The organism is Pseudoxanthomonas sp., assembly GCF_002863005.1.
Taxonomy (GTDB): domain Bacteria; phylum Pseudomonadota; class Gammaproteobacteria; order Xanthomonadales; family Xanthomonadaceae; genus Pseudoxanthomonas_A.
The window spans coordinates 27,506-50,094 of the sequence record NZ_PKDG01000035.1 but is presented as its reverse complement, the minus strand read 5'-3'; the positions used below and the strand labels follow the sequence as shown (position 1 = coordinate 50,094).

Annotated in this window: 19 protein-coding genes; 12 read left to right on the top strand and 7 right to left on the bottom strand. The window is 68.3% G+C overall.

Going from position 1 to position 22,589, the window contains the following annotated elements:
* The first annotated feature begins 9 nt into the window (after positions 1 to 9).
* The 9 genes from CYU89_RS13600 (at position 10) to CYU89_RS13560 (ending at position 9,906) form a co-directional block, all read left to right on the top strand.
* Entirely contained in the window at positions 10 to 2,373 is a 2,364-nt protein-coding gene (locus CYU89_RS13600) for a DNA translocase FtsK (RefSeq protein ID WP_296281757.1), read from the top strand.
* Between the two features lie 92 nt (positions 2,374 to 2,465).
* Positions 2,466 to 3,089: an outer membrane lipoprotein chaperone LolA gene (gene lolA / locus CYU89_RS13595; RefSeq protein WP_296281756.1), complete on the top strand. Its 624-nt coding sequence runs from the start codon at positions 2,466 to 2,468 to the stop codon at positions 3,087 to 3,089.
* A 47-nt stretch (positions 3,090 to 3,136) separates the two neighbouring features.
* Positions 3,137 to 4,504 carry a replication-associated recombination protein A gene (locus CYU89_RS13590; protein ID WP_296281754.1) on the top strand — a complete coding sequence of 456 codons (1,368 nt, stop codon included), beginning with the start codon at positions 3,137 to 3,139 and terminating at the stop codon, positions 4,502 to 4,504.
* A 22-nt stretch (positions 4,505 to 4,526) separates the two neighbouring features.
* Positions 4,527 to 4,940: a fluoride efflux transporter CrcB gene (crcB, locus tag CYU89_RS13585; protein WP_296281752.1), complete on the top strand. Its 414-nt coding sequence runs from the start codon at positions 4,527 to 4,529 to the stop codon at positions 4,938 to 4,940.
* 203 nt (positions 4,941 to 5,143) lie between these two features.
* Positions 5,144 to 6,670 carry a hypothetical protein gene (locus CYU89_RS13580; RefSeq protein ID WP_296281750.1) on the top strand — a complete coding sequence of 509 codons (1,527 nt, stop codon included), beginning with the start codon at positions 5,144 to 5,146 and terminating at the stop codon, positions 6,668 to 6,670.
* 117 nt (positions 6,671 to 6,787) lie between these two features.
* Positions 6,788 to 7,207 (top strand): hypothetical protein, encoded by a 420-nt coding sequence (locus CYU89_RS13575; protein WP_296281748.1) that lies wholly within the window; start codon positions 6,788 to 6,790, stop codon positions 7,205 to 7,207.
* Positions 7,204 to 7,908 carry a C39 family peptidase gene (locus CYU89_RS13570; RefSeq protein WP_296281746.1) on the top strand — a complete coding sequence of 235 codons (705 nt, stop codon included), beginning with the start codon at positions 7,204 to 7,206 and terminating at the stop codon, positions 7,906 to 7,908. Before CYU89_RS13575 ends, CYU89_RS13570 begins: the two co-directional genes overlap by 4 nt.
* 1 nt (position 7,909) lies before the next feature.
* Positions 7,910 to 8,413, top strand: a complete 504-nt coding sequence (locus CYU89_RS13565; protein ID WP_296281744.1) for a hypothetical protein — start codon at positions 7,910 to 7,912, stop codon at positions 8,411 to 8,413.
* A gap of 44 nt (positions 8,414 to 8,457) precedes the next feature.
* On the top strand, positions 8,458 to 9,906 hold the full coding sequence (locus CYU89_RS13560) for an acetate kinase (protein WP_296281743.1): 1,449 nt from the start codon (positions 8,458 to 8,460) through the stop codon (positions 9,904 to 9,906).
* Positions 9,907 to 9,915: 9 nt separating this feature from the next.
* On the opposite strand, the gene CYU89_RS13555 is transcribed toward CYU89_RS13560, so the two are convergent.
* A complete protein-coding gene (locus CYU89_RS13555) occupies positions 9,916 to 10,290 on the bottom strand; it encodes a DUF4345 domain-containing protein (RefSeq protein ID WP_296281741.1) in 375 nt (124 codons plus the stop codon).
* Positions 10,291 to 10,445: 155 nt separating this feature from the next.
* Here CYU89_RS13555 and CYU89_RS13550 point away from each other — a divergent pair, with 155 nt between their 5' ends.
* A complete protein-coding gene (locus CYU89_RS13550; protein ID WP_296281739.1) occupies positions 10,446 to 10,889 on the top strand; it encodes a hypothetical protein in 444 nt (147 codons plus the stop codon).
* 9 nt (positions 10,890 to 10,898) lie between these two features.
* On the opposite strand, the gene hemN is transcribed toward CYU89_RS13550, so the two are convergent.
* Both hemN and CYU89_RS13540 read right to left on the bottom strand, forming a co-directional pair.
* Positions 10,899 to 12,305 (bottom strand): oxygen-independent coproporphyrinogen III oxidase, encoded by a 1,407-nt coding sequence (gene hemN / locus CYU89_RS13545; RefSeq protein ID WP_296281737.1) that lies wholly within the window; start codon positions 12,303 to 12,305, stop codon positions 10,899 to 10,901.
* A 45-nt stretch (positions 12,306 to 12,350) separates the two neighbouring features.
* Complete coding sequence (locus tag CYU89_RS13540; RefSeq protein ID WP_296281786.1) at positions 12,351 to 13,586, bottom strand: MFS transporter; 1,236 nt, start codon at positions 13,584 to 13,586, stop codon at positions 12,351 to 12,353.
* Between the two features lie 173 nt (positions 13,587 to 13,759).
* Here CYU89_RS13540 and CYU89_RS13535 point away from each other — a divergent pair, with 173 nt between their 5' ends.
* Positions 13,760 to 16,066 (top strand): FdhF/YdeP family oxidoreductase, encoded by a 2,307-nt coding sequence (locus CYU89_RS13535; RefSeq protein WP_296281735.1) that lies wholly within the window; start codon positions 13,760 to 13,762, stop codon positions 16,064 to 16,066.
* Positions 16,050 to 16,865, top strand: coding sequence for a formate dehydrogenase accessory sulfurtransferase FdhD (fdhD, locus tag CYU89_RS13530; protein ID WP_296281733.1), 816 nt, complete (start codon positions 16,050 to 16,052; stop codon positions 16,863 to 16,865). Before CYU89_RS13535 ends, fdhD begins: the two co-directional genes overlap by 17 nt.
* Positions 16,866 to 16,877: 12 nt before the next feature.
* On the opposite strand, the gene pdeM is transcribed toward fdhD, so the two are convergent.
* From pdeM to CYU89_RS13510, 4 genes are read right to left on the bottom strand one after another with little or no spacing between them, the layout of a single operon-like run.
* Entirely contained in the window at positions 16,878 to 17,525 is a 648-nt protein-coding gene (pdeM, locus tag CYU89_RS13525; protein ID WP_296281731.1) for a ligase-associated DNA damage response endonuclease PdeM, read from the bottom strand.
* On the bottom strand, positions 17,515 to 19,971 hold the full coding sequence (locus CYU89_RS13520; RefSeq protein WP_296281729.1) for a ligase-associated DNA damage response DEXH box helicase: 2,457 nt from the start codon (positions 19,969 to 19,971) through the stop codon (positions 17,515 to 17,517). The genes pdeM and CYU89_RS13520 overlap by 11 nt, the downstream gene beginning before the upstream one ends.
* A complete protein-coding gene (locus tag CYU89_RS13515; protein ID WP_296281728.1) occupies positions 19,968 to 21,560 on the bottom strand; it encodes an ATP-dependent DNA ligase in 1,593 nt (530 codons plus the stop codon). Before CYU89_RS13515 ends, CYU89_RS13520 begins: the two co-directional genes overlap by 4 nt.
* Positions 21,557 to 22,558: a ligase-associated DNA damage response exonuclease gene (locus CYU89_RS13510; RefSeq protein ID WP_296281726.1), complete on the bottom strand. Its 1,002-nt coding sequence runs from the start codon at positions 22,556 to 22,558 to the stop codon at positions 21,557 to 21,559. The genes CYU89_RS13515 and CYU89_RS13510 overlap by 4 nt, the downstream gene beginning before the upstream one ends.
* Positions 22,559 to 22,589 lie beyond the last annotated feature (31 nt).

Sequence of the window (22,589 nt, the reverse complement as noted above, 5' to 3'; positions counted from 1 at the left end):
GGTCCAAAGGTGGCGAAGCAGCTCCCGGACAACGGCAAATCCAAGGGCGGCAATGCGGCCGCGCGCAAGCAGGCCTCGCCGCCGAATCCGCGCAGGCAACGCCTGTGGCGCGACCTGGCGCTCATCGCGATCGCGCCGCTGCTGCTCTACCTGCTGGCCAGCCTCTTCACCTTCTCGCCGCAGGACCAGAGCTGGTCGCAGTCCGGCAGCATCACCGCGCCGGTGCACAACATGGGCGGGCTTGCCGGCGCCTATCTGTCGGCCTTGCTGCTGTCGCTGTTCGGGTATGTGGCGTTCGTGCTGCCTTTCATCCTGGGGGCGATCGCGTGGATCGCGCTGTTCGGCATGGATACCGATGGAGACGGGCAGGCGGACCTGGGGCCGGCATTGCGCCTGATCGGCATGGTCGCCTTCCTGATCTCGGCGACTGGCCTGTTGTTCATGCGCGGCGTTCCGGCCGAATCGCTCACCGACGGTGCCGGCGGCATCCTCGGCACGCTGGTCGGCAAGTCGCTGCTGAAGCTGTTCGGCGGCCTGGGCGGCAACCTGTTCCTGCTGGTGCTGTTCCTGACTTCGGTGACGCTCGCCACTGGCCTGTCCTGGTTCGCGGTGATGGAGCGCATCGGCAAGTACGTGCTGATGCTGCCCGACCTGTTCCGCCGTGGCGGGCAGCAGGCGAACGAGTGGCAGCAGACCCGCGCCATGCGCGAAGAGCGCGAGATCGTCCGCAAGATCGACGCCGTCGCCCGCGCCAAGCGCGAACCCGTCAAGATCGAGCCCCCCGCGCCAGCCGTGGTGGAAAAGAGCGAACGCGCCAAGCGCGAACAGCAGATCCCGTTGTTCCACGGTACCGGCGGAGACGAATCCGGCCTGCCGCCGCTGTCGCTGCTGGACGATCCCAAGCCGCAGACCAAGGGCTATTCCGAGGAAACGCTGGAGACCCTGTCGCGGCAGATCGAATTCAAGCTCAAGGACTTCCGCATCGATGTGCAGGTGGTCGGCGCCTATCCGGGACCGGTCATCACGCGCTTCGAGATGGAGCCCGCGCCCGGCGTGAAGGTCAGCCAGATCAGCTCGCTGGACAAGGACATCGCGCGCGGCCTGTCGGTGAAGTCGGTGCGCGTGGTTGACGTGATCCCGGGCAAGTCGGTGATCGGCCTGGAAATCCCCAACACCAGTCGCGAGATGATCTTCCTGTCCGAACTGTTGCGCTCGAAGGAGTACGACAAGTCCGGCAGTGTGCTGACGCTCGCGCTGGGCAAGGACATCGCCGGCCGGCCCACCGTGGCCGACCTGGCGCGCATGCCGCACCTGCTGGTCGCTGGCACCACCGGTTCGGGCAAGTCGGTGGCGGTCAACGCGATGGTGCTGAGCCTGCTGTACAAGGCCTCGCCGAAAGACCTGCGCATGTTGATGATCGACCCGAAGATGCTGGAACTCAGCGTCTACCAGGGCATCCCGCACCTGCTGGCCCCGGTGGTCACGGACATGAAGGAGGCCGCCAACGGCCTGCGCTGGTGCGTGGCGGAGATGGAGCGCCGCTACAAGCTGATGAGCGCGGTGGGCGTGCGCAACCTGGCCGGCTTCAACAAGAAGGTCAAGGACGCGATGGACGCGGGCCAGCCGTTGATGGACCCGTTGTTCAAGCCGAATCCGGACCTGGCCGAAGCGCCGCGCCCGCTCGAGCCGATGCCGTTCATCGTCATCTTCATCGACGAATTCGCCGACATGATGATGATCGTCGGCAAGAAGGTCGAGGAACTGATCGCACGCCTGGCGCAGAAGGCGCGTGCCGCCGGCATCCACCTTATCCTGGCCACCCAGCGCCCGTCGGTGGACGTCATCACCGGCCTGATCAAGGCCAACATTCCCACCCGCATCGCGTTCCAGGTCAGCTCGAAGATCGACTCGCGCACGATCCTGGACCAGTCGGGCGCCGAGACGCTGCTGGGCCACGGCGACATGCTCTACCTGCCGCCGGGCACGGCGATGCCGGAACGTATCCACGGTGCCTTCGTGAGCGATGAGGAAGTGCATCGCGTCGTCGAGCATCTCAAGGCCAGCGGCACCGCGGACTACATCGAAGGCGTGCTGGAGGAAGTCCAGACCATGGGCGATGGCATCGTCGTCGGTCCGACCGGCCTGCCGGAGTCCGGCGGCGGTGGCGGCGACGAGTCCGATCCGCTGTACGACGAGGCGGTGAAGATCGTCACCGAGAGCCGCCGGGCCTCGATATCGGGGGTACAGCGCCGCCTGAAGATCGGCTACAACCGCGCCGCGCGCCTGATCGAAGCGATGGAGGCGGCAGGTGTCGTCACGCCGCCCGAGCACAATGGCGACCGCCAGGTCCTGGCACCGCCGCCACCGCGCTAACTGAACGGCTGAATTTCCGTCGAGTGCAGTCATCAGCCTGTTCAGTTTCGTCCCGGCACACTCCCGCCAACACCTTCCCACCGGAACGCACCATGCTCCGCACTGCCCGCATCGCTGTCCTCGCCACTGCCTTGCTCGCCAACAGCGCCTTCGCCGGCGCACGCGACGAGTTGAAGACGTTCACCACGGGACTGAAGGGCCTGGATGGCCAGTTCACGCAGAAGGTCTATGACGGCGGCGGCAAGTTGAAGGAGACCTCGAATGGCCGAGTCGCGCTGTCCGCGCCGCGCCTGTTCCGTTGGGAGTACAACAAGCCGTACGAGCAACTGATCGTGGCCGACGGCAAGAAGGTGTGGGTCTACGACCCCGACCTGCAGCAGGCCACCGTCCGCGAGCAGGGGGTTGAAGAAGAGAACAGCCCGCTCGCTGCACTGATCGACCCGGGCAAACTCGACCAGCAGTTCAAGGTGGCGGAGGGCGCCGGGCAGGGTGGCGTGCAATGGCTGACGCTGACGCCCAGGCAGGAAGGCGATGCCAGCTTCCAGACGGCGCGTCTGGCGTTCACGAACGGCACGCTGGTCAAGATGGAGGTGAAGGACGCGGTGGGCCAGCGCACCGAGATCAGCTTCTCGGGATGGAAGCGCAATCCGGCGTTTTCCGCCGGCACGTTCAAGTACGCGCCAGCCAAGGGTGTCGATGTGGTCGGTGGACCCTGACACGCACGCGTCAACGAGCCTTACGGGCCACGACGTTACAATGACGCGTGGCCAGGACACGCACCCCTCTCGAACCCCAGGTCGACCTGCTGAGCGCAGACACTGACGCGCTGCGTCCGCTGGCCGAGCGGATGCGTCCGCGTACGCTGGACGAAATGGTCGGGCAGCGCCGCCTGCTGGCCCCGGGCAGCGCCCTCCGTCGCGCGGTGGAATCCGGCCATGTGCACTCGATGATCCTGTGGGGGCCGCCCGGTTGCGGCAAGACCACGCTGTCGTTGCTGCTGGCACGCTATGCCGACGCGGAATTCAAGGCGATCTCGGCCGTGCTGTCGGGTCTTCCCGAGGTTCGGCAGGTGCTGGCCGAAGCGGCCCAGCGATTCGCCGGCGGGCGTCGCACCGTGTTGTTCGTGGACGAGGTGCATCGCTTCAACAAGGCGCAGCAGGATGCGTTCCTGCCGCACATCGAGCGCGGCACGATCATCTTCGTCGGGGCGACCACGGAAAATCCGTCGTTCGAACTCAACTCGGCCCTGCTGTCGCGGTGTCGCGTGCACGTGATGGAAGCGGTGTCGCCGGAGGACATCCGGCAGGCGCTGCAACTGGCACTGGCGGATGGCGAGCGCGGGCTTGGCGATCTGGGGCTTCATGTCGACGCTGAGGCGCTGCTCGAGATCGCGACGGCCGCGGACGGCGACGTCCGGCGAGGGCTCACGCTGCTGGAGATCGCCGCGGAACTGGCGGCCGACGAAGGCGGGCGCATCACACCGCAGACGCTGGTGCAGGTACTGGCGGACCGCACGCGCCGCTTCGACAAGGGTGGGGAGCAGTTCTACGACCAGATCTCCGCCTTGCACAAGTCGGTGCGCAGTTCCAATCCCGACGGAGCGGTGTACTGGCTAGCGCGCATGCTGGATGGCGGCTGCGATCCCGCCTATCTCGCGCGCCGCATGACGCGGATGGCCGTGGAAGACATCGGACTGGCGGATCCCCGCGCGCTGCAGATGGCGATCGATGCGTGGGACACGTATGAGCGTCTCGGAAGCCCCGAGGGGGACCTCGCCCTGGCGCAATTGGTTATCTACCTCGCCAGCACCGCGAAATCGAATGCGGGCTACATGGCGTTCAACGCGGCGAAAGCCGATGTGCGCGAGTACGGCACGCAGGAGGTACCGATGCACCTGCGCAACGCACCGACCAAGCTGATGAAGTCGCTCGGTTACGGTACCGGGTACCAGTACGACCACGATGCCGAAGGCGGCATCGCGTTGGACCAGACCGCCTTCCCCGACGCCATGGGCGAGCGGACGTACTATGCGCCGGTCGAGCGCGGGCTCGAGATCAAGTTGAAGGAAAAACTCGATCGCTTGCGCGAGGCCCGCCGACAGGCCCGGACGCGGGCCGGTCGCGACGACTGAATTCCAAGACAGGACACGACGCATGCCGGTACACGCCTGGATCTGGTGGCAACAGCTCGCGCTGGTGATGGCGGGTGGCGCCCTCGGCGCGGCGGCGCGCTTCTGGCTCGGCGGCGTCCTGCTGCGCCAGCTGGGGACCGGATTCCCGTGGGGCACGTTCGCGGTGAACATGATCGGCTCGTTCGCCGCCGGTTTCCTGGCCATGTGGCTGGAAGCGCGTGGTCCTTCGGCGATCTACTGGCGCGCATTCCTGATGGTCGGCGTGCTGGGCGCGTTGACCACGTATTCGGCGCTCATGGTCGAATGCCTGCTGTTCGCGCGTTCGGACCGGCAGGGCAGTGCGCTGGGCTATCTCGCCATCACTCTGGTCGCCGGCCTGCTGCTGGTATGGCTGGGTGCACGCGTCGCAGGCGCGGTTCGCGCGCCGTCTTGGTAAGGCGCACAACATCGTCCGGCTTTCTTGCCGGACATCCATGTTCGACCTGTTACAGCGCCGCGACTGAGCGGACGAACGGTCCCTGCTCGAACAGATTTTTAACCTTGTGCCGGGTTGCGGATAACGATTGGCGTGCAACCGTGACCCGCGTCGCTTTTTAGGGGCTTCCCCTGGGTCCCGGAGCGGCCACAAGGAGACTGGACATGTGCATTCGCAAGACACTGATCGCATCGGCGGTATTGCTGGCGCTCGGCACGACGGGACAGGCATTCGCGCAACAAACCAACACCGAGAACGGCCGGGGAGACGACATCCTGGTCAATCTCGCGGTGGACATGAGCAACAACAGCACCAACACGGACAACAGCGACAACTCCGACAATTCCGACAACTCCGACAATTCGGACCACAGCGACAACAGCACGCATGACGGCGACAACCGCAACAATAGCGGCCGCGCCAGTGCGGAGGGCTACGGTTCCACCGCGGCCAACAACGGCAGCACCGCCACTTCCTCATTCTCCAATTCCTTCAACCACAGCAAGGCTGTGGCCGAAACGCGCCTGGACGGCAGCGTGTCCGGCGTGACCGTGCACGACATCGGCAACGTCGCCAAGAACTGGGGCAATGCCAATGGCGGCAGCGGCGGACGTGGCGGCGCCGGCTATGGCGGAAACGGCTACGGCGGCGAAGCTGGCGGCGGTTCCGGCAGCGGCGGCGACGGTGGCAATGGCGGCAGTGGCGGCGACGGCGGAAGCGGCGGCAGCGCCAGCATTGGCGATGCGACGGCCGGCGATTCGTCCAATGGCAGCGCGTCCATCGGCGACGCGACGGCGGGCGATGGCGGCCGTGGCGGTAACGCCAACGACATCCGTGGCGCGAATGGCGGCGATGGACGCGGCTGGGGCGGCGACAGCGATGCGACCGCCGGAAACGGACGCGGTCGGGGCGGCGATGCGGGTGGCTGGGGCGGCGATGGCGACGGTGCAACGGGCGCATCGGGCGGCGATGCAGGCAGCGCCAGCGGCGACACGGGTTCGATCGCGGACGCCTCCGGTGGCGACGCAGGAGCGGGCAGCGGGAATGTCCGCGAGCGTGGTGCCGGCGACGGCACCAGCGGCGACGGAACAGCCACGGGCGGCGCCGGCACCTCGGGGAATGCGACCTCGACCGGCGGCGCCAGCACTGCGACTGCCGGTGCCGGTACATCCGGTGACGCGACCGGGACCGGTGGCGACGGCATGGGCACCGGAGGTGCCGGCTCCGGCACGGGTGGCGACGCCACCGCCAGCGGCGGCGCCGGTTCGGGCATGGGTGGCACGGGCGGCACGCTGACCGCGACCGCCGGCGACGGTGGCGATGGTGGGGATGCCAGCAACGGCGATGCGAGCAACGGCAGCGCGTCCTCCACGGCCAGCAACGGCGATGCCACCGCCGGCAACGGTGCCAGTGGCGCGGTCGGTGCGACCGGTGGTGCGGGCGGCGTCGGCAACGGCGGTGACGGCATGGGCGGTGACGGCAACGGCGGCGTCGGCAACGGCGCGACCGGCGGTGCAGGCGGTGCGGGCGGCTCCGTCGCAGTCGACGCGGGTGCGTTCGACATGTCGAACAACATGACCAGCGTCGGACAGTCGGCGGCCGGCATCATGGTGGCGGCACAGAACAGCGGCATGGCCTCGCTGATCCAGCAGGGCATCACTGTCCAAGCCAACCTCACCGTAGGACCATAAGCGTTCCGTCGGTGTCCTGGCGATGCCGGGACACGCTGCGCGGACGCAAGGCGCCCCGCCGCTTCACGCGGGGCGCCCCATCGCCGCGCGGTGGACGCATGGCAAGGGAGACTGACCATGCATACGCACTACCAGACAGGGCTGCGCATCGCGGCCTGCGGATGGGTGTTCGCCGTCGGCGGCGCGTGGGCGGATGACAATGCCGTCGCGACCGTTCCACCCGTTGCGCACGTCATCGACGTCATGCCTGTGGAGGTGCCGCAGGTGGCTGTCAGCGGACTCGGGCGTGCCGTCGCGATCGATCGCCTGTCCGGTCTGCGGGGCGGCGATGCGACGCAGGTGGACAACCTGATCGACGTGGAAGGCTCCGTCGACGGCAACACGGCGCACCACGTCACCAGTGGCTCGAACAGCATTGCCGACGGCGCCTTCGGCAACGCCAGCGGCATCAACACGGTCATCCAGAACACCGGCAGCAACGTGCTCATCCAGAACGCGATGATCGTGACCGTCGATTTCGCGGGCGGTCCGCAATGAAACGCGGCTCGCGGCGCGCGCACTGGCTGGCACACGTCGCGCTGGCGTGCGCGTTCGCGACCCTCGGCGGCGCTTCCGCCGCCACCAGCGACCTACGCGTCCCAGGCGGCGCCTATACCGTCCGCCTGACCAGCCTGAAGGAAGCCCGCTTCAAGACCACATTGCCGCAGCAGTACGACTTCAGCTGCGGCTCTGCGGCGACCGCGACGCTGCTGACGCACCAGTACGGTCATCCGGTCAGCGAGGTGGATGTATTCGTGCAGATGTACAACAACGGCGACCAGGCGCGCATCCGGAAGGAAGGGTTTTCGTTGCTGGACATGCGGCGCTACCTGCGTTCGAAAGGATACGAGGCGGACGGCTTCGAGCTGCCGCTGGACAAGCTGCAGCAGGAGAACGTGCCGGCGATCGTCTTGCTCAATGACCGCGGTTATCGGCATTTCGTGGTGGTGAAGGGCTTGCGCAACGGGCGCGTCCTGCTCGGCGATCCGGCGCGCGGAACGCGCGCGATGCCGCGTTCGCGCTTCGAAGCCCTGTGGGACAACCGGGTGATGTTCGTCGTGCACAACCAGCGCGAGCGCGCCCGCTTCAACCAGGCCAGCGACTGGAAGACCGCACCTCCGGCGCCGCTCGACATGGGAATCCAGCGCGATGGCCTGCGCAACGTTACCGTGCCGCGGCGCGGTCCGGGAGACATCTGACATGGCCGCCAATCGGGTATGCGCATACCGCATCGCGATGATGCTGGCACTGGTGCTGGCGCCCCTGGGCGCGCGCGGGCAGGGCGGCGACCTTGGCGCCGAATGGCAACCGGTCGATCCCGGTCGCCTCGACCGGATGCGCGGCGGTTTCCAGATGCCGTCCGGCATGATGCTGTCGTTCGGCATCGAGCGCGTGGTGTACCTCAACGGCGAGCTCACCGCACGCATCGCCGTGCACGTACCCGACGTGGCGCGCCTTACGCCCGAACAGGCGCAGGCGCTGGCCGATTTCAACCGTGGTCTCGTCGTGCAGGTGGGCAACGGCAACCGCTTCGACCCCGTGAGTGCCGCCGGCGGCCTGGTCATCCAGAACACACTCGACGACCAGGACATCCGGACCATCACCCGCATCGATGTTGGCGTGGACACCCTCGGCGCCTACCAGAACCTCAATGCCAGCGATGCGCTGAACGACGCGCTGATCCGCGCACCCGGCGGTCCGTGAGCGACCACGCAATCCCGACCACCCAGCAAGACAAGGGGAACATCATGAAAGGGACGTCTCTGATCGAAGTCGCACCCCTGGCCTTGGCCGTGGGGCTGGGTGTGCAGGCCGGGCAGGCGAGGGCGCAGGATGTTCCGTTGCCTGCCACCGCGTCGCCGATTCCCGCACAGCCGTACGAGATCACGGCCGACGCGCGACTGGATGCGCTGCAGCGGCAGCTCAACGAGCAGAACCAGCGCCTGCAGCAGATGCGCGAACTGATGCACGCGCAGGAGCAGCAGATCTTCGGCCTGCAGAACGCGCTGAATGAAGAGATCCTCGCCAATGCCCGCGCACGCGGGGCTCCCGCGCCCGTCATCGTCCCCTCGCTCAACCAGGCGCCGACGTTTCGCGACGCGCCGGCCCCGACGCCGACCTACATCGTGGGACCATCGCCCGCGACGCCGCACGCCAGCGCGCAAGCGCAGGCCTCGTCGCCCCGGGCGGGCGACAGTTCGGCACCGGAGCGCGTGGGGCAGGCACCGGAAAGCGACTCGCGGCCACCCGAGGTCGCGCAGATCTTCGACCAGCCCGGCGTGCTGACGCCCAAGGGAAAGCTGGTGGTGGAGCCGGCCATTCAGTACGGGTACTCGGCGAATGATCGGGTCGCCCTGGTCGGCTACACGATCATCCCGGCGATCCTCATCGGCCTGATCGACGTGCGCCAGGTGAAGACGACCACCGCCGTCGCCACGCTGACCGGTCGCTACGGTGTCAGCCGGCGCATGGAAGTCGAAGCCAAGCTACCCTACGTCTACATCCACAGCGACACCGTCAGCCGCGAGATCTTCACCGGCTCCGCCCAGGACCGCGTCTTCAACGCGCGCGGCAGCGGCATGGGCGACGTGGAAGTCACGGGCCGTTACCAGCTCAACCGCGGGGGGGCCGACAAGCCGTTCTACATCGCGTGGCTGCGCTACAAGAGCCGCACCGGCCGGGACCTGTTCGACGTCACCACCGATTGCGTCACGCGCTGCGTGGCCAACACCACCGGCACCGGTCTGCCGCTGGACCTGCCCACCGGCAGCGGATTCAATGCGCTGCAGCCGGGCATCACGTGGCTGTATCCCTCCGACCCGGTCGTCTTCTTCGGCAGCCTCAGCTACCTCCACAACTTCAAGCGGAGCAACGTATCGCGCCGGGTACTGGGCGGGCAGACCGAACTCCTCGGCGACATCGAGGCCGGCGACATCTTCGGCTTCAACCTGGGGATGGGCCTGGCATTGAACGAAAAGGCGGCCATCAGCATCGGCTACGACACCAGCATCGTCGGCAAGGCGAAGCAGGATGGCGAGGACGTCGCCGGCGCCGTGCGCACCACGCTCGGCACGTTGCTGCTGGGCGGTACCTATCGTTTCAGCGACAGGATGTCGCTCAATGTGGCGCTCGGTGTCGGGGTTACCCGCGACACGCCGGACATGACCTTCACCGCACGCCTGCCGATCAACTTCTGATCCGACGTGTCAGGCCGGGCGGCCCTGCCACCACAGCCAGACCGCCGCCGCCAACATCAGCCACTCGGTCACCGCGAGGGCGAGCGTCGTGGTCTCCACCGGCCACCAGCGCATCAGCGCGGCACTGCGATACAGCACGATCGGAAGATACAGCGCCATCGCCAGGATCAGCCCGGTGCGCATCTGCTGCGTCCAGGCGAACCAGGCGAACAGGAACGCCAGCCCGAGCTGCAGGCCGCCGTAGATGGTCAGGTATTCGGTCTGTCCGGAGCGCGTCAGCGACGCGTAGCCGATGGCCGTCGCGGTCCGCGCCGGTGCCAGCGTGCACCACGCGGCGAATACCAGGTAGATGATCGCGTTGAGGTACAGATAGGCGGCAGCCACGGGACGTCTCCGGCGGGATGGACCGCCATCTCGCATGGCGGCAAGTGATGGCAGGGTGAACGCGGCGAAGTCCGACGACACCGTGCGACATGCCCCGATGGTTGCGCGCGGCCATGCACGCGAGCCTGCAGGCTCCACCGCCAGGAGAGCCCGCCATGCATCGTTCTTCATCGTGCGCCTTCCGCCTCGTGCTGGCCTGCGTGCTCGTCGCCGTGGGCAGTTCCACCTGGGGCAGCGACCCCGTCCACAAATGCCGCGGCAAGGATGGCCAGTCGCATTACCAGTCCGCGCCATGCCCGTCGACGCACCACACAGAGTGGGTGCGCGACTACCCGCCGGACCCCGCACGGCCCGCCGGTCCCGTCGTTGCCACGACGCCCATGCCGGCGCAGGCGGGTGCGGGGACGAAGCGCGCGCCGGCCAGGCAACGCAGGCAAAATTCAGCCGCGCAGGGGGCGGTGATCTCGATGCATCGCGATGCCGTAGCCTGCGAACGGGCCAAGCACGCACGCGACCAGGCGTACGCGCGACTTGGCCTGAAGCGCGATTTCGCGACAAGCCGCAAGCTCGACGACCGTGTCAACCAGGCGTGCCGGTGAAGGAGGGTCTCAGATCGTGCGCGAGAACCGTGGCGTGTCCGGCGACGGTGCGGCTGGCAGGTAGCGGTCGAAGCACATCGCGATCACCCGCAGCAGCAGGCGACCCTTGGGCGTGGCCTGGATGCCGACCCGCGTGAACGTCAGCAGGCCGTCGTCTGCCAGCGGCGCCAGCCGCGACAGCGCATCGGCGAAGTAGTCGGTGAACACGATGTCGTAGCGCCGTCCGATGCGCGCGTAGTCCAGTCGGCCATGGCACATCAGTTCCTGGATGACCTCCGCCCGCAACACGTCGTCGCGATCCAGCGGCATGCCGCGCCAGACCGGCATGCGTCCGTCGTCGATGGCGCGTTCCCAACTGGCGATGTCGCGGGGATTCTGGCTGAAGCTGTCGCCGATATGGCTGATGGCGCTCACGCCGAGCCCGATCAGGTCGCTCTCGGCATGCGTGGTATAGCCCATGAAGTTGCGATGCAGGTCGCCGCGCGCCTGCGCACGTGCCAGCTCATCGTCGGGCAGGGCGAAATGGTCCATGCCGATGTAGACGTAGCCCGCCGCCACCAACCGCTCGATCGCCCCCTGGAGCAAGGCGAGCTTGGTCTCGCGATCGGGCAGGTCGGCGTCCGCGATGCGCTGTTGCGGCTTGAACAGCTGCGGCAGGTGCGCATAGCTGTAGACGGCGATACGGGCGGGCCTGGCGTCGAGCACGATCTCGAGCGTCCTCGCGAAACCGTCGCGCGTCTGCTTCGGCAGGCCATAGATCAGGTCGATGTTGACCGACCGCATGCCGTGTTCGCGGCATGCCGCCACGATGGCGAGCGTCTCTTCCACGCCCTGCAATCGGTTCACCGCCTTCTGCACGCCCGGGTCGAAGTCCTGCACCCCCAGGCTCGCCCGCGTGAAGCCCACGGCGGCCAGCTCGGCGATGTCGGCGGGCGTGACGAAGCGCGGATCCAGTTCGATCGAGAAATCCATGGTCGCCGGATCGGCGAACGTGAACTGGCTGCGCAGTTCGGCCACGCAATCGGCGATCTGCGCCGGCGTCAGGAAATTCGGCGTACCGCCACCGAAATGCAGCTGCACGACGGGGCGGCCGCTGTCGAACAACGGGGCCATCCGCGCGATCTCGCGGTATAGATAGTCGAGGTAGAGCTCGCCACGCGCCTTGTCGCGCGTGATGACCCGATTGCACCCGCAGTAGAAGCAGGGACTGGTGCAGAACGGGACATGCACGTAGAGCGACAGGGGGCGCGCGTGCTCGAGGCCATTGGTCGACGCCGCATGTGCGCGCAGTTCCGGGGCACCGAAGCGCGCGCTGAACTGGGGCGCGGTCGGGTACGAGGTATAGCGCGGACCGGGCGTGTCGTAGCGCCGCAGCAGGTCGGCATCGAACATCGGGGTTGGAGAGACGTGGCCCATGTCGCGCAGGCTAGGGGCTGGCCCACCATGCCGCATTGATCGGGATCAATTCCCGCGCGGATCGCGCTCTCGGGCCTCGGGCGCATCGGGAATTTCGGGCAGCATCTCCAGCGCGGTCGGCGTGGTGCGCAGCATGGGGTGGAACCGGCCGGGATGCAGCAGCCGGCGCGTCTTGAACAGGCGGCGGCCACCGGCCACCAGCGCCAACACTCCCAGGGTGCAGGCGAAGAAAAGCGGCAGTGCCTCCGCACCGAAGCGCTGCATCAGCGCACCGGCCACGGCGGGCCCGATCGCGGCACCGATGCCGTTGAGCAGTAGCAGTGCGCTGCAGCCCGCGAGCAGCTGCTCCCCCGGCAGACGGTCCAGCAGGTGCGCGACGGCCAGCGGATACAGCGCGAAGGCCAGACCGCCGAACAGGAAGAACAGGGCGTGCGCCTGACCCTCGAAACGCAGCGCGAGCAGGGCAGTGGCGGCGCCTGCGGCGGCGACCAGCGCCAACGTGCTGCGGCGGTCGCCGCGATCGGACAGACGGCCGATCGGCAACTGCAGGGCAGCGCCGCCGATGATGGTCACTGCCATGAAAGTGCCGATGCCTGCGCGATCCAGGCCCAGCGAGGCCGCATACACCGCGCCCATGCCCCAGAACGCGCCCAGCGCCAGGCCGGCGAGCACCGCGCCGACGGCCGCACTCGGCGCCGCCCGGCAGATCTCCAGCAGGTGCACCTTCGGAGCGACGGTCATCACCGGCGGCGAAAGCCGTGTCGCGCTGACCGGCAGGATGGCCAGCGCGAACAGGATCGCCACGACGCTGAACAGCACCGGGCTGCGCGGAGGCTGCAGGTCGAGCAACAGTTGGCCGGCCGCCAGGGCGAGCAGCGAGACCACCATGTACACGCCGAACACGCGGCTGCGGTGCTCGGGCGCGGCCTGCGCGTTCAACCAGCTTTCGATCACGGTGCACAGCCCGACCAGCGACATGCCGGTGACCACGCGCAGCAGCATCCATCCGACCGGCTCCCTCCACAGCGGGTACACCAGCACCGCCGCCGCCGCGAGCGCGGCGTGGAACGCGAATGCGCGGATGTGGCCGACGCGCCGGATCAGCGGTGGCGCCGTGAACGTACCCAGGAAGAAGCCGACGAAGTAGCCCGACATCACCAGACCCGTCGTACGCTCGCCCCAACCTTCGGCCTGGCTGCGCATGGCCAGCAGCGTTCCGAGCAGGCCATTTCCACCCAGCAGCAGCGCAACGCTGGCGAGCAGGGCGGTGAGCGGAAGCAGGAGACGGATCACGGGAGGCATGCGGTACCGGGTCAGACGAGGTCGACATGCTAGCAATCCCATCCTGAGCGTCTGGTTCACAGGCGCCACGATGTATGACGCATGCAACCCGTCCGAGGGCATCGGGTATCCTGCAGGCGTCTCTTTCTCCGACATGCAAGGGCAGGGATCCGATGAGTGAACGCAAGGTCCCGGGCATCGACGAGTACGATGGCGCAGCCGGCGGATGGGGCGCACTCGCCGCCGTCGCCCGCGCGGTGAAGAGCCAGATGGCGGTCGGTCGCGAGACCTCGGCGCTGCGCCGCGTCAACCAGCCCACCGGGTTCGATTGCCCGGGCTGCGCCTGGCCCGATCCGAAGCACACGTCGTCGTTCGAGTTCTGCGAGAACGGCGCCAAGGCGGTGTCGTGGGAAGCCACCGGCAAGCGCGCGACTCCGGACTTCTTCGCACGCCACACGCTGGCGGAACTGTGGGAATGGAGCGACCACGCGCTGGAGGACGAAGGCCGGCTGACGCATCCGATGGCCTACGACGCCGATACCGACCGCTACGTGCCGATCGGCTGGGACGAAGCGTTCGCCCGCATCGGCGCAGCGCTGCGGGCGCTGCCGCATCCCGACATGGCCGAGTTCTACACCTCCGGCCGCACGTCCAACGAAGCGGCCTTCCTGTACCAGCTGATGGTGCGCGAGTACGGCACCAACAACTTTCCCGACTGTTCGAACATGTGCCATGAGGCGACCAGCGTCGGGTTGCCAGGATCCATCGGCGTGGGCAAGGGCACGGTGACGCTGGACGATTTCGCGCACTGCGATGCGCTCTTCAGCTTCGGCCACAATCCCGGCACCAACCATCCCCGCATGCTCTCGACGCTGCGGGAGGTCTCGAAGCGCGGCGTCCCCATCGTGGCGGTGAATCCGCTGCGGGAGCGCGGCCTGGAACGCTTCACCTCGCCGCAGCACCCGGCCGAGATGCTGACGAACACTGCCACGCCGATCGCGCAGACCTATTACCAGGTGAAGATCGGCGGCGACCTCGCGCTGCTGAAAGGCATGATGAAGTGGTTGCTGGACGCCGATGCCGACGACCTCGCCGCCGGCGGCAACGGCGTGCTCGACCATGCGTTCATCGCCGAGCACACCGAAGGACTGGAGGCGTTGCGCGAGGATCTCGCGCGCACGACGTGGGAAGAGATCGTCAGGCATTCCGGCCTGGCACGCGACGACATCGCCGCCGCCGCGCAGCTCTACGCCAGGGCGGACCGCGTGATCCTCTGCTACGGCATGGGCATGACGCAGCACCGCCGTGGCACGCAGAACGTGCAGCAGATGGCCAACCTGATGCTGCTGCGCGGGAATATCGGCAGGCAGGGCGCCGGCATTGCGCCGATCCGCGGGCATTCGAACGTGCAGGGCGACCGCACGGTCGGGATCACCGAAAAACCAACGCAGGCCCTGGTCGATGCGATCAAGCGCACCTACGGCTTCGAGTTCCCGCTCACGCACGGGCACGACGCCGTCGAGGCGGTGCGCGCGATCCGCGACGGCCGTTCGCGTGCGCTGGTGTGCATGGGCGGCAACCTGGCCGTTGCGATGCCGGACCCGGAGACGACGATTCCCGCGATGCGAACGCTCGACCTGGCCGTGCATATCGCCACCAAGTTGAACCGCTCGCACCTGATTCCCGCGAAGCAGGCGTTCCTGCTGCCCTGCCTGGGCCGCACCGAACGCGACCTGCAGGCGAGCGGCCTGCAGTCGGTAACGGTGGAAGATTCGATGTCGATGGTGCATGCATCGCAGGGTGGACTGCCGCCGGCGTCGGATCACCTGCTCTCGGAACCGGCCATCGTGGCCGGCATCGCGAAAGCGACGTTGCCGCAGACGAAAGTGGACTGGGATGGCCTGGTCGGCGACTACGACCGCATCCGGGATGACATCGAAGCGGTGTTCCCGATGTTCAAGGACTTCAACCGCCGCGTTCGCGAGCCCGGCGGTTTCCGACTGTACGTGGGGGCGTCCGAACGCGACTGGGGGCCTGGCGGGAAGGCGCGGTTCCTGGTCGCGCCCGGGCTCGACGAGGATCCGGGCACGGGCCGTCGCGACCTGCTGACGCTGACCACCATCCGGTCCCACGACCAGTACAACACCACCATCTACGGCTTCGATGATCGTTATCGCGGGATCAGCGGGCGACGCGACGTGGTGTTCATGAACCGCGACGACATGCGCGCGCGCGGGCTGGCGCAGGGCGACCGGATCGACGTGGTGTCGTACCTGGCCGGCGACGACGCGACGCGGACGGTGTCGGGTTTCATCGCCGTCGAATACGACCTGCCGCAAGGGTCGGCCGCGATGTACTACCCGGAAGGCAACCGCCTGGTGCCGCTGGACAGCCACGATCCGCACTCCGGCACGCCGGCCTACAAGTCGATCCCGGTGGTGGTCAGCAAGGTGCGCGATTCGCATGTCGATGCCGGATGATCGTACCGGGGGCGTGGCGCGACGCGAGGTCGTCGACGTCACCGGGGGCGCATCGACCGTCCGCCAGGATCTGCTCGCCGAGGAGGTACCGCTCGCGATCCACTGCAACGGCGAACCGCTGGCGGTGATGATGGTGTCGCCGTGCGATCTGGAGGACTTCGCGCATGGCTTCGCGTGGACCGAGCTCGGCATCGAGGCAGGCGATCTCGTGTCGGTGGATGCGCAGCCCTTGCTGGAAGGCATCCAGCTCGACGTTCGCACCCGCGTTCCGCTGCCCGCGCGTGTCGCCGACCAGCAACGCTGGCTGCCCGGTCGCAGTGGCTGCGGCATCTGCGGCAACCGGCACCTGGAAGATGTCATCAGGCAACCCGAGGCCGTGGGCGAGGGGCGCGCCATCGCCTCATCGGCGCTGGAGGCCGCGCTGTTCGAACTGGCGCAAAGACAACGATTGAACGCAGCGACGGGCGCCGTACACGCCGCCGCATGGGCGGGGGTGGACGGCAAGATCACACGGGTACGCGAAGACGTCGGTCGTCACAACGCACTGGACAAACTGATCGGTGCCATGCGGCGGGAGGGCATCGATCCCGCATCGGGCTTCGCACTGGTCACCAGCCGGGCGAGTTACGAAATGGTGGCAAAAGCAGCGATGGCAGGCATTCCGTTCCTCGCCGCGATATCGGCGCCCACGGCGCTGGCGGTGGACCTGGCCATCGGATGCGGCATGACCTTGGTCGGTTTCGCGCGTCCGGGCCGGCATGTGGTCTACAGCCATCCCGGACGAATGGCGCAGGCCTGAGTCGTCGCCGATCTATCCCGCCGGCAACGCCGCCACCAGGCCGCCCAGGCACGCGACCTGGCGATCACCGGCGCGCAGGACCGGCTCGACGCCGCCGGTGAAGCGCGAAAACGCGGGCAGGACGGTGAGCCCGGTTCGCAGCCAGAACGTCGGCCATCGCCCTGGCAGGCCGGGATAGCGCACGCGGGGATGCACGTGACCTGCGATGACGTGTCCCGTCCCGTCGCCGGGTATATGGCGCAGCTCGAACGGGCCGCGTCGCAGGCCTTCGGAGGCGAGATCGAGCCGCCAGTCCGACGCGCGTCCATGCAGATGGCGGTCGTGGTTGCCTGCCACCACGGTGATCGGCAACGACGCATGCCGCTCACGCCACGCCTGCCACTCCTCCTGCCACGCGCCGCCCGATCCGGCGCCATGCAGGAAGTCGCCCAGCACGCACAGCTCGCGTGCATCGGTGGCGGCAAGCAACGCCTGCAGGCGTTCCAGATCGTCGCGCGTGCCGCCGCGCGGTACCGCGATGCCACCACGACGCAACGCCTCGCCTTTGCCGAGATGGAGGTCCGCGATCAGCAGCAGGGATTGCGCCGGCCAGAACATGGCGCGATCGGCGAGCAGTCGTACAGGCTGTCCTGCCAGTTCGATATCGAGGCTAGCCTGCATGGCGGCGTTCCAGCTGCTCGGCCGCACGGCGTACCCGCGCCTGCCAGTCTTCGGTGCTCAGGTGTGCGCGCATCCCGTCGGCCCACAGCGGAAAGGCGAGCGGTGTGAGGCTGGCGGGCGAGGTGAGGTGCACGCGCGCATCGCGCAGCCGGCCGAGCAGGCCCTCCATGTCGGCGATCTGCAGGTCTTCTTCCAGCGCCTCGCGGCGCGCCAGTTCCAGCAGCAGATGGCCGGGGTCGTGTTGCGACAGCACGTCGAAGAGCAGGCCGCTCGACGCCTGCAGTTGCCGCAGGCTGCGGGGCGTGCGGCCCGGCAGCGAAGGCGGCAACAGGCCGGCGACGCGCGCGATGCCGCGGAACTGCCGGCGCGCCAGTTCGCCGAGGTTGGCGCCGTGGGCGAGGTCGTCCACCAGATGGAGGGGCGAGAGCAGTTCCCGCAGCAGGTCCGCATCCAGGGCAACGGGCAGCTGGGCTGACAGCACGAAACCGAGATCATTGGCCGCGAGCGAGAACGTGTTGGGGTGCCGCTGGCCCCATCGCCACGCCATCAGGGCGGCGAGCCCCTCGTGCGCACGACGGCCGGCGAACGGGTAGACGAACACGTGGTATCCATCGCGGCGCTTCACCTGCTCCACCAGCAGCTCACCCGGAGACGGCACGCGACTGAGACTTTCCTGCACGGCCAGCAGCGGACCCAACGCCCGCATCTCGGGCGATGTCCGGTCGTCCGCCAGCGACGCCAGCACCTGCGCGGCCAGCCGCGACGACAACGGCATGCGGCCGCCCATCCAGCGGGGCACCACGCCGTCCCCCTGCTTGACCAGGCGCACGTAGGCCGTCATGTCCTGCAGCCGCACCAGCTCCAGCAAGCGACCGGCGAACCGGAAACGGTCACCCGGTCGCAGGCGGCTGAGGAAGGCTTCCTCGACCGCACCCAGTCCCCCGCCTTTCATGAACTTCACCGACACGTTGCCGTCGCTGGCGATGGTGCCGATGGAAAGCCGATGGCGCAGGGCTACGATCTTCTCGTGCACGCGATATACACCGTCCGCATCGCGCACGACGCGTCGATACTCGGGATAGTGCTCCAGTGCATCGCCGCCGCGCACGATGAAGTCGAGCACCCGCTGCCACGTCGCGGTGTCGAGCGTCGCGAACGCGTGCGTCGTGCGCACCTCGGCCAGCAGCGCGTCCGCCTCGAAGCCGCCGCCCAGCGCGAGCGTCACCGCGTGCTGCGCCAACACGTCGAGCGGCAGGCGAGGGGGATGCCGGGTCTCCACCACGCCCTCCGTGATCGCCGTGCGCGTGGCCGCGTATTCCGCGAGTTCGAGCGCGTGGGTGGGCACGCACAGGACATGGCCGGTCTCGCCGGGGCGATGGCGCGCACGGCCGGCACGCTGCAGCAGCCGGGCCACGCCCTTCGGGCTGCCGATCTGGATCACCTGGTCGACCGAGGGAAAGTCGACGCCCAGGTCCAGGCTGGACGTGGCGACCACGCACCGCAGCGATGCATCGCGCAAGCCGGCTTCGGCCTGCTGCCGCACGGCCGGATCGAGCGAGCCATGATGCAGGGCCAGCGTCGCGGTGTCTTCCGGCCATACCGACGACAGCGCTTGGTGCCACAGTTCCGCATGCGCGCGCGTGTTGGTGAACAGCAGGGTGGTGCGGACGGAGAACACGCGATCCATCACGCCCGCAAGCTGGCTCAGGCCCAGGTGGCCGCTCCAGGGAAACCGCACGATGTCCGCCGGCAACAGCGTTTCCAGCGTCATCGGCCGGGGCCGCGCGGCCGACAGCACGCGCGGCGGTTGGCCGGGCGGAAGCAGCGACCGGCAGGCATCCTCCAGATTGCCGAGCGTCGCCGACAGTCCCCACGTTCGCACGCGAGGCGACCATCGGCGCAGGCGCGCCAACGCAAGCTGGGTCTGCACGCCGCGCTTGCTGCCCATCAGCTCGTGCCATTCGTCCACCACCACGCAGCGCAGGTCGCCGAACATCGGCGCCGTATCCGGATAGCTGAGCAGCAGCGACAGCGACTCGGGCGTGGTCACCAGCACATCCAGCTTGCCGCCGCGCGCCAGGCGCTTGTCGCGTGCACTGGCATCGCCGGTGCGCTGCGCCACACTCCACGGCAGGCCGAGCGCATCGGCGGTCTCGGCCAGCGCTCGCGTCGTGTCGGTGGCCAGGGCGCGCAGCGGCGTGATCCACAGCACGCGCAACGGACGCGCAACCGGCCTGCGCGACCCGGATGAACGGGACGGCGCCTTTTCCGCCAACGCTTCGAGCAGCGGTCCGCCGAACGCGGCGAGTGTCTTGCCGCTGCCGGTCGGGGTATGGATCAGCCCCGATTCGCCCGCCAGGTAATGTCGCCAGGCCTGGCGCTGGAACGGCAGCGGCTTCCAGCCGCGGGTGGCGAACCACTGCTGCAGCCGGGCAAGGGGCGTCATCGCGCCAGTGCCTGCAGCGTGGACAGCTTGTCGGCGTCCGCCGCGGACTTGTCGTGGCGCCAGCGCAGGATGCGGGGAAACCGAACGGCGACGCCCGCCTTGTGCCGATTGCTGATGTTGACGCCTTCGAAGCCGAGCTCGAAGACATGGTGGGCGACGACGGAACGCACGGGGCCGAACCGCTCGCGCGTGTGGGTGCGGATCCACTGGTCCAGCGCCAGGATTTCCTTGTCGTCCAGTCCCGAGTAGGCCTTCGCCACCGGCACCAGTTCGCCGGCGTCGTTCCATACACCGAACGTGTAATCGGTGTGCAGGGTACTGCGGCGCCCATGCCCGGCCTGCGCGTACAGCAGCACCGCGTCGATGGTCAGGGGATCGATCTTCCATTTCCACCAGTCGCCGCGTCGCCGGCCGCTGCGATACGGCGATGCACGGCGTTTCAGCATCAGGCCTTCGACGCCGCGTTCGCGCGCGCCCTGGCGCAGCGCGGCGGCCGCATCCCAGGATGCAGCATCCACCGCCGGCGAGACCTGCAGGCGCGGATCGTGCGTGGCCCGGAGCAGCTCGTCCAGGCGCTGCCGGCGCGCCTCCAGCGGCCATTCGCGCACATCTTCGCCTTCCAGTTCCAGCAGGTCGTACGCCAGCACCCGCGCGGGTGCGGCAGCAAGATGCTTGCTGCCCGGACGTTTGCGCTGGATGCGCGTCTGCAGCGCGGAGAAGGGGAGGGGTGCAGTGCCGTCGTCCCAGGCCAGCAGTTCGCCATCGATGACGGCATCCTGCGGCAGGCCGAGCGCAGCGGCCTCGATCTCGGGAAAACGGCCATCCAGCCGCTCCTCGCCGCGCGACCAGAGCGCGACCTCGTTGCGGCGACGGATCACCTGCACGCGGATGCCATCCCACTTCCATTCCAGCAGCCAGTCCTTCACGTCGCCCAGTTGTTCGGGTGCATGTTCCAGCGGCGATGCGAGGAAGAACGGGTAGGGCTGTTCGCGGTCGCTGTCGAGCACCTCGGTCGACAGCAGGCCATCGAGGAACGCCGGCGTGGGCGGCCAGTCACCGAGCATGCGCTGCGCGAGCACCGCGATGGGCACGTCGGAAAAATCCGCGAGCGCCTGCTGGACCAGGCGCGCCGACACACCGACCCGCAGCGCGCCCGTCAGCAGCTTGTTGAAGACGAGGCGCTCGCTGTCGGGCAGCTGCGTCCAGGCGTCGACCACGGTGCTACGACGCGTCTCCGCATCGGCACCGGCGACCGGCAACAGGCGCTGTTCGATCCACGCATGCAGCGGCAGCTCGGGATGCTGCGCCGTGCTCGACGGCAGCAACAGGGCAAGCGTCTCCGCCAGGTCGCCGACGTGGGAATAGCTGTCGTCCACCAGCCACGCGGGCAGGCCGGCGAGTTCGCCGCACCAGGTGCGCAGTTCGCCGCTGCCCGCGATCCGCCGCAGCTTGTTGCCGGCAAGCAGCCAAAGCCCCCACGCCGCGTCTTCGCGCGGCACGCGGCGCACGTAGTCGGCGATCGCCGCTCGCTTGTCGAGGGTGCCGGTGCTGTGCTCCAGCGCCTGGTAGAGCGCGGCGAAGGCTTTCATTCCTCGCCACCGAAGTCGGTCGAGAACGCCTGCGCATCCTGACCGCGCTCGCGCAGGAAGCGGATCAGCGCGTCGGTGTTCCCATGGGTGGCGATGATGCGACGTGCGCCCGTCTGTTCGATGGTGGCGAGCAAGCCCGGCCAGTCGGCATGATCGGACACGACGAAGCCGCGGTCGTAGTTGCGTCGCCGGCGGTTGCCGCGCAGGCGCATCCAGCCGGATGCGAAGCCATGTTCGGCGTCGCGGAAGCGACGCGTCCAGGTGGACCCGGCCGCGGAGGGCGGCGCGATCACCAGGCGGCCCGCGAAATCCTTGCCCTTGGGCTGCTCGCCGACCGCCTCGGTGGCGATCAGGTCGATGCCCGCACTGCGGTACACCTGCACGCCGGTGTCCACGGCGCCATGCAGGTAGACGGGGGGTTCGTCGAAGCGCGCGAGTTCGGCCAGGATGCGCTGCGCCTTGCCCAGCGCATAGGCGTACAGGATGGCCGCACGTCCACGCGCCTCGCACGCGCGACGCCATTCGACGATGCGCGCGACTTCCTCGGGCGTGTCGGGCCATTGATAGACGGGCAGGCCGAACGTCGCTTCGGTGATGAAAACGTCGCACGGCACGACCTCGAAGGGCGGGCAGGTGGGATCCGCCTGGCGCTTGTAGTCGCCCGACGCGACCCAGACTTCGCCGTCCACTTCGATGCGTACCTGCGCGGAACCGAGGACATGCCCGGCTGAATGAAACGACACGGTGGCGTTCCCCAGCGAGAAACGCTCGCCGTAGGCATGCGGATGGAACTCCTGATCGCCCAACCGCCACCGCAGTACCGGCATGCAGTCGCTGGCCGCGTGGTAGCGCGCCATGCCGCTGCGGGCGTGGTCCCCATGCCCATGGGTAATCACCGCCGTCGCGACCGGCTTCCAGGGATCGATGAAGAAATCGCCTGCCGGGCAGTACATGCCTTCAGGGCCCAATACGATGAGGTCGCGGGGGGTCGCCGTCATGGAGGAAGACTGCGAAAGGGCGTGTACAGGG

Excerpts from the sequence above, each read along its gene's own strand:
- lolA (WP_296281756.1), top strand. The coding sequence starts at position 2,466 with ATGCTCCGCACTGCCCGCATCGCTGTCCTCGCCACTGCCTTGCTCGCC.
- pdeM (WP_296281731.1), bottom strand. The coding sequence starts at position 17,525 with ATGCAGGCTAGCCTCGATATCGAACTGGCAGGACAGCCTGTACGACTG.
- CYU89_RS13550 (WP_296281739.1), top strand. The coding sequence starts at position 10,446 with ATGCATCGTTCTTCATCGTGCGCCTTCCGCCTCGTGCTGGCCTGCGTG.
- CYU89_RS13560 (WP_296281743.1), top strand. The coding sequence starts at position 8,458 with ATGAAAGGGACGTCTCTGATCGAAGTCGCACCCCTGGCCTTGGCCGTG.
- fdhD (WP_296281733.1), top strand. The coding sequence starts at position 16,050 with ATGTCGATGCCGGATGATCGTACCGGGGGCGTGGCGCGACGCGAGGTC.
- CYU89_RS13535 (WP_296281735.1), top strand. The coding sequence starts at position 13,760 with ATGAGTGAACGCAAGGTCCCGGGCATCGACGAGTACGATGGCGCAGCC.
- CYU89_RS13520 (WP_296281729.1), bottom strand. The coding sequence starts at position 19,971 with ATGACGCCCCTTGCCCGGCTGCAGCAGTGGTTCGCCACCCGCGGCTGG.
- hemN (WP_296281737.1), bottom strand. The coding sequence starts at position 12,305 with ATGGGCCACGTCTCTCCAACCCCGATGTTCGATGCCGACCTGCTGCGG.
- CYU89_RS13570 (WP_296281746.1), top strand. The coding sequence starts at position 7,204 with ATGAAACGCGGCTCGCGGCGCGCGCACTGGCTGGCACACGTCGCGCTG.
- CYU89_RS13575 (WP_296281748.1), top strand. The coding sequence starts at position 6,788 with ATGCATACGCACTACCAGACAGGGCTGCGCATCGCGGCCTGCGGATGG.
- CYU89_RS13515 (WP_296281728.1), bottom strand. The coding sequence starts at position 21,560 with ATGAAAGCCTTCGCCGCGCTCTACCAGGCGCTGGAGCACAGCACCGGC.
- CYU89_RS13510 (WP_296281726.1), bottom strand. The coding sequence starts at position 22,558 with ATGACGGCGACCCCCCGCGACCTCATCGTATTGGGCCCTGAAGGCATG.
- crcB (WP_296281752.1), top strand. The coding sequence starts at position 4,527 with ATGCCGGTACACGCCTGGATCTGGTGGCAACAGCTCGCGCTGGTGATG.
- CYU89_RS13565 (WP_296281744.1), top strand. The coding sequence starts at position 7,910 with ATGGCCGCCAATCGGGTATGCGCATACCGCATCGCGATGATGCTGGCA.
- CYU89_RS13580 (WP_296281750.1), top strand. The coding sequence starts at position 5,144 with ATGTGCATTCGCAAGACACTGATCGCATCGGCGGTATTGCTGGCGCTC.